Here is a 14,811-nt window from a genome sequence, read left to right on the forward strand (position 1 = left end):
TAGAATGGAAGGCTATATAAGGGAAGAATTTATTTCGGTATTCGGACAAAAGCAGGATTTCAGCTCAAAATGGAGAATTAGTAAATAAAGATCCTGCTATGGGAATGAAAGAAAAACAGGTGCTTTTAACAGAAATGGAGGACTTTTTTATGACACAGCAAACAAAAGTAAGTACGCTGCCAGGACGCAGCGAGGTGGAAGCTGAACAAACCTGGAAGCTTGAAGATATTTTTGCTACAGAAGAAGATTGGGAAGCTGCATATGAAACAGTTAAAGAAGAATTGAAGAAAGCCGATGCTTTCAAAGGTACACTGGGAGAAAGTGCGAATAAACTATTTGCTGCTCTGCAGTTCCAGGATAAAGTATTTGAAAAGCTTGGGCAGGTATATGCTTACTCTCATATGCGCTATGACCAGGATACAACGAATTCTTTTTATCAGGGAATGGATGACCGCGCAAAAACTCTATATGCACAGGCTGGAAGCGCATTTTCCTATATTGTGCCTGAGCTTTTGAGCTTAGATGAGGGCAAGGTAGAGCAATTCCTGAAAGAGAGCGAAGAGCTTAAGCTTTATGAGCATTCCCTTGAGGAAATCAATCTTCAGCGTCCGCATGTGCTATCTGCAGAACAAGAAGCACTTCTCGCTCAGGCTGCAGAAGTCTTCGATGCTTCTTCCAATACGTTTGGCATGCTGAACAATGCGGATTTAACTTTCCCTGTCATTAAGGATGAAGAGGGGAATGAAGTGGAAATTACCCATGGCAGGTATATCCGTTTTCTTGAAAGCGAAGACCGCCGTGTAAGGGAAGATGCATTTAAAGGGGTTTATTCTACATATGATAAATTCAAGAATACCTTTTCAAGTACACTGTCAGGCCAGGTAAAAGCACAGAATTTTACGGCGAAAGCACGAAATTATGATTCGGCACGCCATGCTGCATTAAGCAATAATACTATTCCTGAAAGTGTTTATGACAACCTGGTTCAGACAGTAAATGAACATCTGCCCCTTCTTCACAGATACATTGACTTAAGGAAGAAGGTGCTTGGGCTTGATGAGCTTCATATGTATGATCTTTTCACTCCGCTTGTTAAAGAAGTGAAAATGGAAGTTTCTTACGAAGAAGCAAAAGAGTATGTCTTAAAAGGTCTAGAGCCGCTTGGTGAGGAATATCTTGAAGTTCTGAAGGAAGGCTTTGAAAACCGCTGGGTTGATGTTCAGGAGAATAAAGGTAAAAGAAGCGGTGCCTATTCCTCTGGAGCATACGGCACAAATCCATATATCCTGATGAACTGGCAGAACAATGTAAATAATTTATTTACGCTGGCCCACGAGTTTGGCCATTCGGTCCACAGCTACTATACAAGAAAAATGCAGCCATATCCATATGGGAATTACTCAATTTTTGTTGCAGAAGTAGCATCCACCTGCAATGAAAATCTTTTGAACGATTATCTGCTCAAGACAATCGATGATGAGAAGAAAAGGATTTATTTATTGAATCATTATCTTGAAGGTTTTAGAGGCACTTTATTCCGCCAGACAATGTTTGCTGAATTTGAGCATATCATTCACACAAAAGCGCAAAATGGGGAAGCCCTGACTGCAGATATGCTGACTAAAGAGTATTATGATCTCAATAAGAAGTACTTTGGAGACAACATTGTAATTGATGAGGAAATCGGTTTGGAATGGGCTAGGATCCCGCATTTCTACTACAATTATTACGTGTATCAATATGCAACAGGCATCAGTGCAGCAACTGCTCTTTCCAAGCAGATTCTTGAAGAAGGCAAACCGGCAGTAGATCGCTACATTGCATTCCTTCAATCCGGAAGCTCTGATTATCCGATTGAAGTCCTGAAGAAGGCAGGGGTCGATATGACCAAGGCTGAGCCTGTCAGGGAAGCTCTGAAAGTATTTGAGGAAAAACTGAATGAATTGGAATCACTTTTATCTTAAATATGAATAAAGAAGAGGGTGCTGTGGAAGCACCCTCTTCGGCTATGTTTTTGGGGGTTGTTTTCGGCTACAGGATGCTCGCTTTTTTCGCGGGTCGGGCGGTGAAATCACTTTCTCCGAATTAAAATCGTATTCCCCTATCAAATTAATATGTTCCCAGCCTGAAGATGACATATGGTGCAATAAGTCTTCATTAAAACTGCCTGTCCGCTTTTGATATTCAAAGGCTTTTGTTAGATGTAGAGTATTCCAAATACTGATGGCAATTATAATTATATCTAAAGCACTAGCTCTTTGTAGCTGATGCTGTATGGTATGGTTCGTTCCCTAAGCTCTCCTTGTTTTAATAGTTCTTGCCAGTTCATTCATGGCTTTTCCTTTATTCAATCCTCTTTGCATTTTGCCTCTTAGAGATTCATCCGAAATGTAATTAAGAATAAAAATTGTTTTTTCTATTCTCGTCATTTCGCGTAAGGCTGCAGCTAAGCTGTATTGTCTAGAGTAAGAACCTAATTTCCCCATAATAAGGGACCGGAAAGGAACAGTCGATGAGTTATACCAAAAATCGGAAATATATAACGGAAAATAAATTTCATAAAGAGGTGGAATTTTATGCCTAAAATTGACAATATATTAGCAATTCTATGGATGCTTCGTTCAGGTGAAAAAATTACTGCAAAACAAATTTCAGAAAAGTTAGAGATGAATATAAGGACTGTGTATCGTTATATTGATACAATTTCAACAAGTGGCGTACCTATAATTTCAGAACCAGGACATAACGGTGGATACACTTTATTGAACAATTTTATTGAGGCTCCTCTTTTTTTTGATTTTGAGGAGCAAACTTCACTATTTCACGCTGCTGTTTTTGCAGAAGAAGCGGGATATTATGGAGGTGAAGCACTAAATAGAGCCATTTCAAAACTAAGTAAATATTCAAATCAAGAGCAGGAAACAAAGATAAACCAACATTTAACTAGTCTTGAAGTAATAAGTCGATTAAGTTCACTCTCTATGGAACCTTTTTTGAAGGAGTTGGAGCAGGCCGTAGCTGACGGGTACTCAGTAAAAATTCTTTATCATAAAAGTGGCGAAAAGCAATTAAATTATAGATTGGTCGATCCGTACAGAATTATCTATTGGAATAATAAGTGGTATGTGATTGGATTTTGTCATCTTAGGAATGATATCCGTAGTTTTAGAATAGATCGAATTGAAAGTCTAATGCTAACCGAACATAAGTTTAACCGGCCAGAAAATTTTTCAGCACGTGACTTTTTTATAAAAAGTCTTCTTCCAGCTATAGAAGATAAGGAAGGGATTATTTCTTTGGTTATTAATGGGGATAATAGTGTATTGGCTGATATTTGCCAACATTGGTTTTTAGGACATTATTTACAAGAACGGACTTCAAATCAAGCAGTTTTTCTTCTTGAAAAAGATATGATGCATACATATGTACCTTATTTACTTTTACCCTACAATAAATCTATTAAAGTTATTGAGCCAATAAGTCTTAAGAAAAGACTTATTGAAATTCTGTCGGAATTAATAAATTTTTATCAAGTATGATAACTTCCCTGACGTTAACTGTCAGGGAAGTTATTTTATAATTGCTATATAAATTGGATTGGGAGTGTTATTGGATGCAAACAAAAAAAGTTTATCTATATGTATTTAATACAATGTCGGACTGGGAATATGGATATTTAATTGCTGAACTAAACTCAGGAAGATATTTCAAAAAAGATTTAGCACCTTTAAAAGTAATTACAGTAGGAGCTAATAAAGAAAAGATAACTACTATGGGAGGACTGAGCATAAAGCCAGATATTTCCCTTAATGAATGTACTCTTGAGAGTAATGATCTTTTAATTTTACCAGGAGGGACTACTTGGAGCGAAGAAATTCATCAGCCTATCTTGGAAAGAATTGGCCAAGCTTTAAAGCTTGGCACTATTGTTGCTGCAATTTGTGGTGCAACTGAGGGCCTCGCGAATATGGGATACTTAGATACTAGAAAGCATACAAGTAATAACCTGGATTATACTAAAATGGTATGTCCCAACTATAAAGGGGAAAAGTTTTATGAGTTGGAATCTGCGGTATCTGATGCGAATTTAGTTACTGCGTCAGGAATAGCTCCTCTGGAATTTGCAATGGAGGTACTGAAAAAAATAGATGTATTTACGCCAGATGCATTACATTCATGGTATAACCTAAATAAGACTCATAAACCTGAATACTTCTTCCAGTTAATGAATTCAATAAATAAATGAATTAACTGAAAAGCTCATTTTTTCTATTTTGATTTGTAGAGAAGGTGGGCTTTTTAATTTGGAATTGCCTTATCGCTGTAAATTTGCATTTTCCTGACGCTACCCCAATGAATTATAATTGAGGATATTCTTTACGCAAAGCATCAGAGATTATTGAGGTACACTTGTTACTCTGTTTTATTGGAGCTATAAGTTACTCTCAGCACTTAAACAAATGGATTTGAACAATTTTCAGGCATCGCAGAAATGGACAAGACCTATTTTCTATACTCAGAAAAGGGAAAATGAAATATTGGCTGGTATATAACAGTTAAAATCCCTTAAACCTTTTGCGGGAATTCATGCTTAATATAAGAAGAAACAATGCTACAAATAAAACGCTGGAGCTTAAGTATAGAGGAATGAGATGCATAATGCCTAATAACTGGATGAATAGTGCACATGGAAGAATTAAAAGCAAAATTAGTATCTTCAAAATCAGTCACCCCGGAAATTTCGTTTATTACAAGCTATGTCCAGACAGGGGTATTATTCTTGGTTTCTTTAATTATGACAATATTGTGAAGAAGTACACATACACCTTGTAACGTATGCATGATTTCTGATATATTACAGTAGTGAGGTTGATCACAGCAAACTTATACCCCTTTGTTTGATCGTGAAAAATTTCTCCCATCCCCTTTGTTCGTATAAATAGATAAAGAAGGCCCTGCTATTTTTTAGCAGGGCCTTCTTTCTTATGCGGAGCAGGATGCAGAAAAAAGCCCCGAATCAAAAAGCAGCTTGCTTTTAATTCGGGGGTGTGCAGTTTTCGGCTTCTTCTGAGTATTTCCAGAATATACCGTATTTTGCAGGAACCTTTTTGACTACCTGCTTTAAAACGAGCCTTTTCATTTCTTTTTCAACCTGTGATTTACTCATATTGTATACCACTTCAATTTCTTTTGAGGCAACTAATTTGAAGACACGGATAAAACTCTCCAATGAAGGGGGATCTGCAGGAGCAGGCAGTTCAGTAAGCATTTCTTCAAGAATATGAACATATACGTCATAAGGATAAATGCCTGAAACCTTAATTCCTTCTTCATCGATATTATGATTGAAAAATACAAGTGATGGAATTTCCGTTACTTCCATCTCGGATGTGATCTTTAAGTCACATTGAAAGCCTTTTGCAGCACTCGAAGAATTTATATCTCTCTTAAATTCCTCGACATCTAAACCGACACTGCCGGCTATCTCAATCAGCACATCTATTTTTGAAATATCGCGTTTTTCCAGAAACAGTACTTCCTGCAGCTTTCTCAAAAAGCGTGCTGCCAGTAATCTGCCCTGCAGTTCAGCCGCTTTAATGGCAATAGAAGCACTGTAGGGAGAAACAATCGGATTTTCCAGCCATAAATTGCCGTCGCATGACATGCCTGACCGGCTGGCTGTTTTTTCCCAAACCTGGGCAAGACTTTCATAGGATTTATTTTTTCCCGCGTTAAGAGTTGCCAATTTGCCGCTGATTACATGTTTAATGCTGAATAGTTGGCCGTACTCAATGTGGAGCTTTTTAATTATCGGCTCAAGTGCCCAGCATTCAGGACATAAGGGGTCAACAAATACGTATATTTCTATGGGCTTTTTTCCTATACCATAACAATGCTGTGATTTTATCCACTCGGTAACATTGAAGTTCGGTTTATGAGAGCTCAAAAGTCTTCTCCTTTCTCGTCCGTTTGTGCAGAATTAATCATATGCTGTGCGGTCAAGTAAAGACGATGGTAAAAAAATTCGCGGATGTCACCTTCAAGTCCGGTTTCATCCATTGCTTCCCGCATGCAAGACAGCCAGGCTTCTGCACGGGTTTCTGTTATTTTAAATGGCATATGCCGTGCCCGGAGCATCGGATGGCCGTGTTCTGTTGTATAAAGCGGTGGTCCGCCTAAGTATTGAGTCATGAACTGCTTTTGCTTGCGTACAGTTTCAGACAAATCATCAGGGAAAATGGGTATTAAATCCGGGTGCTTGCTTACTTTGGAGTAAAATACATCAATTAACCTGTGTAATAGCCCTTCTCCAATCAGTTCATAGGGTGTAGGGTTTCCTTGTGCCATGCGGATTACTCCTTTAAAGAAAGAATGGATTTAATATAAATATTTTATCAAGTGACTTAGAATATCTCAAACTTTCAGCTTTGCCCCTCCAGCTCAAGTTAAGAAAATGCTTAACAGACAATGTTGTAAGCGTTTTCTTAATTTAGTAAAAAAAAGCCTATGCATGTATATGATAGGCACATCACTTCAGAATGAAGCACATCCATACTCATAAACAGCAAAGACTTTTGTTTGCATGGTCAGCTTAAATAGCTGTTCATAACTTTCTGCACATAATTTTGTGTTTCCTTAAATGGAGGAATTCCGCCATGTTTATCCACGTTTCCCGGACCGGCGTTATACGCAGCTAAAGCAAGCTCCGTATTTCCGTTGTAGCGGTTCATCATTTGGCTAAGGTATTTGCTCCCGCCCATTATATTATCAGCTGGGTCAAATATATTCTTTACGCCAAGTCCCTGTGCAGTAGAAGGCATGAGCTGCATTAGTCCGGAAGCGCCTGCCGCACTTGATGCATTAGGGTTAAAACCTGACTCTTGGTTAATGACAGAATGAATCAGCTTCTCGGGAAGATTATAAAGAGAGGCTGCCTGGCTGATTATACCGCTGTAATCTCCCTTAGTGTCCGGTGCAGCATTTGCATTGGATGATGCAAGTGAAACAGGGGGCAGGGAAGTGGGCAAGGAAAGGGAAGGCTGGACAGCTGAGAGAGCTGGCAGGTTTTCAATAGTATTCAATACTTCTCCTAAAAACTGCGAGGCATTCCCCTGTGATCCGCTGTCAAGGAAGCCTGCCAGCATATCCCCGAAAGAACCTGAGTCATTTGAATCAGACAGGCTTTTTGAAGGGTTAAGGTTATTTAGCCCCTGCAGCTGAAGCATTAATTTAACATCTTGTATATTCACTGAATTCACCTCAGAAAGTTTTATTCGCTCATTTTTTTCATTTTTTGAAGATAAAATCTCTTAACCTTATTTTCGGTCATTCTTTCAGGAATTTGAAGTGTTTCCAAAAGTCTAGAGAAAATTTTCTGTCCCTCAGACCTGCTTAGCGCTTCATATTCCATTTCAAAATCTTCTGTGCCAAGATAATGGCTGTGATCAAGAACAAGCAGTCCGTTTTTATAAGGAAATTCAAATCTGCTGGTTATTAATGTGCCGAAGAATTCAATCTGTTGGGGATTTACATTTACTGAAATCAAGAGCTGCTGAATCTCACCCTCCGGAAAGCTTTCCCCATTTAGAAAAGCTTCTGCCTGCATGGGGGTGAGCTGCTGATTGGATTCCAGCAATCCATCACGTGCCGGCTGTTTTAATGTAAGCTCATGCTTTCCTTGTTTGACACGAATCCGCAGTGCAGATTTCTGATTCTTCAGGGCAAAATCTGGAGTATCAAAATAGTGGTTTTCCTGAAGAATGAAATCACTTTCTTTAACATTAAAATAGTTTGTTAATTTATTAAAATCCTCTTGAGAAAGTAAATTTTTAAACTCAATTTCTATATGCTGATCCACTGTATCCAATCCCTTCCCATCACTATATAATTCGGCGCCTAGCCTCTTTAGGCCATGAGGCACAAGAGATGAAAGGCAGTAAGCCGTTTTAATTCCAGCAGGTGCTCATGCTTTTTATATAATCCAGCTCGACATAACCCTATTTGCTTCACAAGCTGAACAGGCGCTTACGCTTTTTATATAATCCAGCTTCAGCGCCTAGCCTCTCGAGGTCATAAGCCACGCAAGAAGAGAAGGCAAAGTGCGCCTTCTATTCTTACGCGTCTTATGCTGTTCGAGGGCCCCCATGGAAGGGGGTCACAAAGGCGTTGCCGCAGGACGCGGCGTTCTTAGTCTTTGTTCTTCTACTCAGGCGCTTACGCTTTATATATAATCCAGCTTCAGCGCCCAGCCTCTCGAGGTCATAAGCCACATCAAAATTGAAGGCAAAGGGCGCCTTCTATTCTTACGCGTCTTATGCTTGTCGAGGCTAAACAGGCGCTTACGCTTTTTTTATAATCCAGCTCCAGCGCCTAGCTTGCTGTGCAAAAGATGTTTTTACCTCAGAAGGCAAAGAACGCCTTCGGAGGTAAAAACCCTATTTGCTTCACAAGCTGAACAGGCGCTTACGCTTTTTATATTATCCCTATTTTTTTTTGAAGAAGCAATCTTGATTTTTAGGATTCGTGTATGGGTTGTGATAAAATATATACGTTAACTGGGGAGGATGAATGATGAGACAAACGATTATGATACAAGATGCAAAAATATCTGATGGCACATTGGTGCTGTTTGCGGATGAAACCGCTAACTTAACTTCCTTGCATCCAAAAGAACAAATGCTGGTTGATTCCGATCATTTTGCATTTATTTACTTAACTGAAACTGATGAAGGATATACATACATTTCTTTGCATGAGGGAGTTTGGGCTCCGCTTAAATCCGCATGGGAGAAAAAAATGCCTGCTGTTGTCAAAGCAGGTGATAATACCCTCGAATTAAAGGGTATATATGAAGAACTGGAATACTTAGTAGATAATATTAAAGGAAACAGCAACTATGGAGAAGAATTCTCTGATAAGGTAGAAAAAACGTTTGCGATTTAAGAGGCAATGAATGTCATATAAATGCAGACCTTAAGAACTGACATGACTGCCGTAAATGTCTAATTGGTTTCATAACAATCAGAGGCATAGGGGAAGTTACATTTTATTCAGGTAAATATTACGGCAGCCGGCAAAAGCAGCGAGAAGCAGGTTTGACGATAGTCAGGGTTTTATTCCCGGACTGCTGCTGAGCCTGCCATCCTGCCCGGCTTGCAGGGATAGGCGGTGGCGGCTTATGGAACAATGGGAAGATTTTTTAGCTCCATATAAAAAAGCAGTAGATGAATTAAAGGTTAAATTAAAAGGAATGAGAGCGGAGTTTGAACGAAGCCATGTTCATTCGCCAATTGAATTTGTCACTGGCAGAGTAAAGCCGATTGTCAGCATTCTCGATAAGGCGATCCAAAAAAATATACCGCTTGATAAGCTATCTGAGGAAATGCAGGATATTGCAGGCCTTCGTATGATGTGCCAATTTGTTGAGGATATATCACAGGTGGTCGGGCTGCTCAGGGCCAGGAATGACTTTGAAATCATCGAAGAGAGAGATTACATATCGAATAAAAAGGCAAGCGGATACAGATCGTATCATGTTGTCATCTGTTATCCGGTCCAGACGATACACGGCGAAAAAAAGATCCTTGTTGAAATCCAAATAAGGACACTCGCCATGAATTTTTGGGCGACGATTGAACACTCGCTAAATTATAAATATCGCGGAGATTTTCCTGAGGATATTCAAATTCGGCTCAAAAGGGCATCTGAAGCAGCATTCCTGCTGGATGAAGAGATGTCTGAAATCAGGCTGGAAATACAAGAAGCTCAAAGGCTGTTTTCAAGGAAAAAGGATGGCCAGGAATTCTGAAGATTGCACAGAAGGGAAGGGAGGATTATCATGAAATTTGCCATAACCTCTAAAGGGGATACAAAATCTAATACATTAATGAGTAAAATGCGAACATATTTGCAGGATTTCAATCTTGAATATGATGACGACCAGCCGGATATTGTCATCTCAGTCGGAGGCGATGGGACATTGCTGTATGCTTTTCACCGATATAAAAACCGGCTTGATAAGACCGCCTTTGTCGGTGTCCATACAGGCCATCTTGGGTTTTATGCAGACTGGACGCCGGACGAGATTGAAAAGCTTGTCATTGCAGTGGCTAAAACGCCATTCCAGGTTGTTGAATATCCTCTTTTGGAAGTGATAATCCGGTACCAGCATGGAGGCCGTGAATCAAGGTTCCTTGCCCTGAATGAATCCACTGTGAAATGTGTGGAAGGTACACTTGTCATGGATGTGGAAATCCGGGGGCAGCATTTTGAAACCTTCCGCGGAGATGGCTTGTGTCTTTCAACCCCAACAGGAAGCACAGCTTATAATAAAGCTTTGGGCGGCGCGATTATCCATCCATCCTTTGATGCCATTCAATTTGCTGAAATGGCCTCAATCAATAACCGGGTATTCAGGACAATCGGATCTCCTTTATTGCTCCCTGCGCACCATACCTGTATGCTGCGCCCGGTAAATAATGCGAATTTCCAGATCACTGTTGATCATCTTTCCCTGCTTCATCAGGATGTAAAATCCATTCAATATCGCGTAGCAGATGAAAAAATACGTTTTGCACGGTTTCGTCCCTTTCCTTTTTGGAAGAGAGTACACGATTCATTCATTGCAAACTAAGGAGCTATGGCAAACTTCATGTCAAACAACAGCAGCAAACAGCATTTCACCTTAAGCTGGAGGGTGGAAAAAGGGCAGTCAGGAAAGCTGCTCCGCGAATTCTTATCAGGCCGGGATATTTCAAAAAGGGCTCTTACCGCCATTAAATTTGGCGGCGGGAGGATCCTGGTGAATGGCCTTGAAGCAACTGTACGATATTCACTTCATGAGGGTGACCAGGTGGAAGTGCATTTTCCTCCCGAAGCCGGCAGTGAAGGATTAAAGGCTGAGAGACTGCCGCTTTCCATTAAATATGAAGATGATTATGTCATGGTTCTTGTTAAACCTCCTTACATGAATACAATCCCTTCACGTGAACATCCAGATGGCAGCCTGGCAAACGCACTTGCCGGATATTATCAGGAAAAAGGGCTGCTATCCACCGTCCATGTTGTCACAAGGCTCGATAGGGATACATCAGGCCTTTTGCTTATTGCCAAACACCGGCATGTCCATCATTTATTTAGTGAACAGCAAAAAGCCGGTGGCGTAAAACGCACGTATGATGCCGTTGCAGAAGGGTCCATGTCCTGTGAGTCGGGCCGTATAGAGGCCCCTATAGGAAGAAATCCTGACAGCATCATCGAGAGAGAAGTGAGGGAGGACGGGCAATATGCCTGCACACTCTACCAGGTAATGGGCTATTATGAAGGCTATAGCCATGTGAAGCTCAGGCTCTTAACCGGCCGCACCCATCAAATCAGGGTGCATCTCTCCCATCTTGGCCATCCTCTTGCAGGGGATGATTTATATGGAGGCAGCCGGCAGGCCATTTTGCGCCAGGCCCTTCATTGCAGCCAGCTGACTTTCTATCATCCATTCCTGAACAAGGAACTGACATTTTCAGAACCGCTGCCGGAAGATATGAAAAAGCTGCTTGCCTCAATTAAAAGGCTATGAATATGTCTAAAAAAAAGCGCAGTTAATTTTCAGTATGATGCCGCAAAACTTCTAATCAACAGACATGTTTAATAGAGCACATGCAAAAAACCTCCTGTGATGGTCTTGCCAGGAGGTTTTTGTTTAGTTTTGTTCAGCATACAGCGAGCTTGTCTTAATCAAACGTACTGCGGAATTTTTCAGGAAGAAATGGCATGGAAGATGGCACTGATACGGTTTCGAGTTCAGGATAGCGCAGGGCGGTTAATTTTCCGCCGAAAACGCAGCCTGTATCAATATTAAAGGTGTTGTGGATATGCCGCACCTCTTTAACTGGGGTATGGCCATAGACAATTAATGGCTTTCCTTTATAGCTCTTCGCCCAGTCACGCCTTACCGGTGAGCCGTCAGGATGCTTTTCGCCTGAGATGTCTCCATAAAGGACAAAGGTTCTTACCTTATCTGATGTCTTGCCAATATAATCTTCTTTTATGCCAGCATGTGCAATAATCAGCGAATGGCTGTCAGCAATCTGATATAGTGGTGACTGCTCATAAAGATCCATGAATTTCTTTCTGATTTTCTTTTGGCTCCTTGCAGGCAGGGCTTCATATTCTGCTACAGTGGTTTCGAGGCCATATGTAATCTGCACCTTGTTTCCCAAAAAGAAACGATAAAGCTTATTGCAATGATTACCGGGCGAATACAAAGCAAGCTTATGTATAAGAACCAATTCATAAACAACTTCAATGACCTTCAGTGAATGTGGCCCGCGATCGGTCAAATCTCCAACAAATCCGAGAATCCTGCCATCCGGATGAACAGGGTATCCTTTTGACCAGTCATAACCAAGCTGTTTTGTGAGTGACTCAAATTCATCAAAACAGCCATGGATGTCTCCGATAATATCTATTTTCATAAAAACTCCCCCTAATGCTTCATTCACTCGATACATCTATAGTACCACCACCTGCTTTAATAAAAACAGGCTATGTTTCTCACCATCTAGTATAGGCCATGGAGGCAAATTTCATCCCGCAGCCTGTTTTATCCTTATTGGTTTTCAAAAGGAAAGAGAGCGCATGTACAGCAGAATAAAAAACACCCCAAAGGTGTTTCTTTGCGCTGATTTTTGTTATACTTGAATTAAGTACTAGGTACTAATGACTCATAATAAATTGGAGGACATGAGGCTATGACTCTTTCTTTAGAAGGTAAAACATTTGTAGTGATGGGTGTTGCAAATAAACGCAGTATCGCATGGGGAGTTGCACGTTCTCTTCATGAAGCTGGCGCAAAATTAATATTTACATATGGACGGGAACGCACGGAAAAAAGTGTGCGTGAGCTTGCTGCAACTCTTGATGGAGCATCTTCCCTGATTCTTCAATGCGATGTGTCAGAAGATCAGTCCATTGAACAATGCTTTAAGGAAATCAAGGAAAAAGCAGGAGTGATTCACGGAATTGCCCACTGTGTCGCTTTTGCCAATAAAGAAGAGCTGAACGGCGATTATATGAATACAAACAGAGAAGGCTTTCTGCTTGCGCATAATATCAGTTCATATTCACTGACAGCAGTCGCAAAAGCAGCGCAAGGCCTGATGTCAGAAGGCGGATCTATCGTAACGATGAGCTATCTTGGCGGCGAGCGTGTCCTTCCGAATTATAATATTATGGGAGTGGCTAAGGCGTCACTTGAAGCAAGTGTAAAATACTTGGCAAACGATTTAGGCAAACATGGCATCAGAGTAAATGCTATTTCTGCAGGCCCAATCCGGACTCTATCAGCGAAAGGTGTCAGTGATTTTAACTCCATTCTGCGGAAAATTGAAGAAGAAGCCCCGCTTCGCCGCACAACAACTCCTGAAGAAGTAGGAGACACAGCCCTATTCTTATTCAGCGGCCTTTCAAGAGGCATTACAGGTGAAAATATACATGTGGATTCAGGCTATCATGTAATGGGCTAATGATAAATGTCTGTAAAGAAGCGTCTCATCTGAGGCGTTTTTTTTTGTGGCCATGCACCTTTTTACGTTCACTAACTCCGTTTAAACCCGCCAATATCATTTCTTCAGCCTGGAAGCTTGCAATACCATACATAAATGTAAAAAAGAAAAATATATTGTACATAGACCGGAAAATGGTCCAATTGTGAAGAGACCGGTGTTATTGATTTGTCTGGTTACCCAAAATGAATTTACATTAGTCCGAATTTATAAAAAGGGGGGAGCGGCTATTCATACTGTAAAGAAGCACTTTTTCTTAATTGACGGAGTCCGTTCGGTTAATGAGGTCATAAAAAAGTCAGATAAGCGAAAATGCAGCATCCCAAGAGTAAGTGTTAAAAATGCCCTTTCTCAGGAAATCCTGCTTGAAAAGCTTGTCAAATTGCCGGCCTTTGCCCCAAAGCCGGTATGCCGATTTACCTTCAATGGAAAAGCAGTAATTGGACGCCTGGAAAAAAGGACTGATTCTATATTGTTTATCAGGCACCAATTCGGCAGGAAAATGACAGAATATCCAGAGAGGCTGCTTGAAAACATCAGCATACTGAAATATTAGGAGGCGGATTATGGCAGACAACAAGAAAGAAGGCGCATCGGCTAAACCGCTATTTTATATCATCCAGCCGAATATTACAGAAGGGCCAAAGCCAAATATGCAGCAAGAGTACCGCTCGAAAAATAAACAAAAGGCACATCCAATGAAGGAAGAGAAAAAGGTCCTGGAAGAGGATGCGGAAAGCCGGAAAAAAGAAAATGAAGAAAGAAAACTTGAACAGGTAAAGGTAGAATTTGGCGTGTATGACGCCATGAAGGAAATCCAGGATGAGATAGAAGCAATTAAAACGGTAAAAGATCCCAAGCCCGCAGGCAATGCCGAGGCGATTAAAGAAATTAATGCCATCCTCGAAAAAGAATCCAATATGATTAAGAGGCTGATGAGCGGCGAAGAAGAGGAAAAGGAACAGCCAGCAGAAGCATTGCCGGTATATCAGGAAGAGAGAATGGATCCTAAGGAATTGAAGAAGATGAAAGAAAAGATTAATCGAATATTGAAAACTCCCAAAGAATCGCAGAAGCCTTACTGTGAAGCCGTCATCCATGGAAGTAAAATCCGGTTTCAGATTATCGGCAGGCAGGACGGCGATGTGAAAATTAAAGTCGGCAGCTCGGTTCATGTTGTCAGCCTCCAGGATATTCGAGACTTCACCATTGTTTAAAGCATGATAAAACTTTCCTGAAAGCGGTGAAGCTG

15 protein-coding genes and 2 pseudogenes are annotated in these 14,811 nt (G+C 40.7%); 11 read left to right on the forward strand and 6 right to left on the reverse strand.

Translation table 11 applies throughout. The annotated features are described in order from the left end of the window. Positions 1-149: 149 nt before the first annotated feature. Positions 150-1,964 carry an oligoendopeptidase F gene (gene pepF, locus BM126_RS01395; RefSeq protein ID WP_090988356.1) on the forward strand — a complete coding sequence of 605 codons (1,815 nt, stop codon included), beginning with the start codon at positions 150-152 and terminating at the stop codon, positions 1,962-1,964. 42 nt (positions 1,965-2,006) lie between these two features. Here pepF and BM126_RS01400 read toward each other — a convergent pair. Further along, positions 2,007-2,486: pseudogene (locus BM126_RS01400) on the reverse strand (Tn3 family transposase). A 90-nt stretch (positions 2,487-2,576) separates the two neighbouring features. On the opposite strand from BM126_RS01400, the gene BM126_RS01405 reads away from it, so the two are divergent. The 3 genes and pseudogenes from BM126_RS01405 to BM126_RS21810 form a co-directional block, all read left to right on the forward strand. After that, positions 2,577-3,539 carry a helix-turn-helix transcriptional regulator gene (locus tag BM126_RS01405; protein ID WP_090987494.1) on the forward strand — a complete coding sequence of 321 codons (963 nt, stop codon included), beginning with the start codon at positions 2,577-2,579 and terminating at the stop codon, positions 3,537-3,539. A 74-nt stretch (positions 3,540-3,613) separates the two neighbouring features. Then, on the forward strand, positions 3,614-4,246 hold the full coding sequence (locus tag BM126_RS01410) for a type 1 glutamine amidotransferase family protein (RefSeq protein ID WP_090987496.1): 633 nt from the start codon (positions 3,614-3,616) through the stop codon (positions 4,244-4,246). 122 nt (positions 4,247-4,368) lie between these two features. Continuing rightward, positions 4,369-4,531: pseudogene (locus tag BM126_RS21810) on the forward strand (IS1595 family transposase); the annotation flags it as partial. A gap of 504 nt (positions 4,532-5,035) precedes the next feature. Here the strand turns inward: BM126_RS21810 and BM126_RS01415 are convergent. The 4 genes from BM126_RS01415 to BM126_RS01430 all read right to left on the reverse strand — a co-directional run bounded on the left by BM126_RS01415 (position 5,036) and on the right by BM126_RS01430 (position 7,858). Beyond that, positions 5,036-5,947, reverse strand: a complete 912-nt coding sequence (locus BM126_RS01415) for a ClpXP adapter SpxH family protein (RefSeq protein WP_090987498.1) — start codon at positions 5,945-5,947, stop codon at positions 5,036-5,038. Beyond that, positions 5,944-6,348: a globin domain-containing protein gene (locus BM126_RS01420; RefSeq protein WP_090987500.1), complete on the reverse strand. Its 405-nt coding sequence runs from the start codon at positions 6,346-6,348 to the stop codon at positions 5,944-5,946. The genes BM126_RS01415 and BM126_RS01420 overlap by 4 nt, the downstream gene beginning before the upstream one ends. 239 nt (positions 6,349-6,587) lie before the next feature. Then, positions 6,588-7,250 (reverse strand): lytic transglycosylase domain-containing protein, encoded by a 663-nt coding sequence (locus BM126_RS01425; protein ID WP_090987502.1) that lies wholly within the window; start codon positions 7,248-7,250, stop codon positions 6,588-6,590. Between the two features lie 20 nt (positions 7,251-7,270). Beyond that, positions 7,271-7,858, reverse strand: a complete 588-nt coding sequence (locus BM126_RS01430) for a CYTH domain-containing protein (RefSeq protein ID WP_090988358.1) — start codon at positions 7,856-7,858, stop codon at positions 7,271-7,273. A gap of 713 nt (positions 7,859-8,571) precedes the next feature. Here BM126_RS01430 and BM126_RS01435 point away from each other — a divergent pair. The 4 genes from BM126_RS01435 (at position 8,572) to BM126_RS01450 (ending at position 11,572) form a co-directional block, all read left to right on the forward strand. Beyond that, complete coding sequence (locus BM126_RS01435) at positions 8,572-8,943, forward strand: UPF0738 family protein (protein WP_090987504.1); 372 nt, start codon at positions 8,572-8,574, stop codon at positions 8,941-8,943. 235 nt (positions 8,944-9,178) lie between these two features. Continuing rightward, on the forward strand, positions 9,179-9,808 hold the full coding sequence (locus BM126_RS01440; protein ID WP_071351972.1) for a GTP diphosphokinase: 630 nt from the start codon (positions 9,179-9,181) through the stop codon (positions 9,806-9,808). 30 nt (positions 9,809-9,838) lie between these two features. Further along, positions 9,839-10,633 (forward strand): NAD kinase, encoded by a 795-nt coding sequence (locus BM126_RS01445; RefSeq protein ID WP_090987506.1) that lies wholly within the window; start codon positions 9,839-9,841, stop codon positions 10,631-10,633. An 18-nt stretch (positions 10,634-10,651) separates the two neighbouring features. Then, positions 10,652-11,572, forward strand: a complete 921-nt coding sequence (locus BM126_RS01450; protein WP_090987508.1) for an RluA family pseudouridine synthase — start codon at positions 10,652-10,654, stop codon at positions 11,570-11,572. Between the two features lie 154 nt (positions 11,573-11,726). On the opposite strand, the gene prpE is transcribed toward BM126_RS01450, so the two are convergent. Beyond that, positions 11,727-12,470, reverse strand: coding sequence for a bis(5'-nucleosyl)-tetraphosphatase PrpE (prpE, locus tag BM126_RS01455; protein ID WP_090987510.1), 744 nt, complete (start codon positions 12,468-12,470; stop codon positions 11,727-11,729). Positions 12,471-12,746: 276 nt separating this feature from the next. Here prpE and fabI point away from each other — a divergent pair, with 276 nt between their 5' ends. The 3 genes from fabI to BM126_RS01470 all read left to right on the forward strand — a co-directional run bounded on the left by fabI (position 12,747) and on the right by BM126_RS01470 (position 14,776). Next, positions 12,747-13,520: an enoyl-ACP reductase FabI gene (gene fabI / locus BM126_RS01460; protein ID WP_090987512.1), complete on the forward strand. Its 774-nt coding sequence runs from the start codon at positions 12,747-12,749 to the stop codon at positions 13,518-13,520. Between the two features lie 184 nt (positions 13,521-13,704). Further along, the gene (locus BM126_RS01465; RefSeq protein ID WP_141770016.1) at positions 13,705-14,115 is read left to right on the forward strand and encodes a hypothetical protein; all 411 of its coding nucleotides are present in this window, start codon (positions 13,705-13,707) and stop codon (positions 14,113-14,115) included. 10 nt (positions 14,116-14,125) lie between these two features. Then, a complete protein-coding gene (locus BM126_RS01470) occupies positions 14,126-14,776 on the forward strand; it encodes a CotO family spore coat protein (RefSeq protein WP_090987516.1) in 651 nt (216 codons plus the stop codon). Positions 14,777-14,811: the final 35 nt, after the last annotated feature.

The sequence above is a fragment of the Bacillus sp. OV322 genome, assembly GCF_900112495.1.
Lineage (GTDB): Bacteria > Bacillota > Bacilli > Bacillales > DSM-1321 > Peribacillus.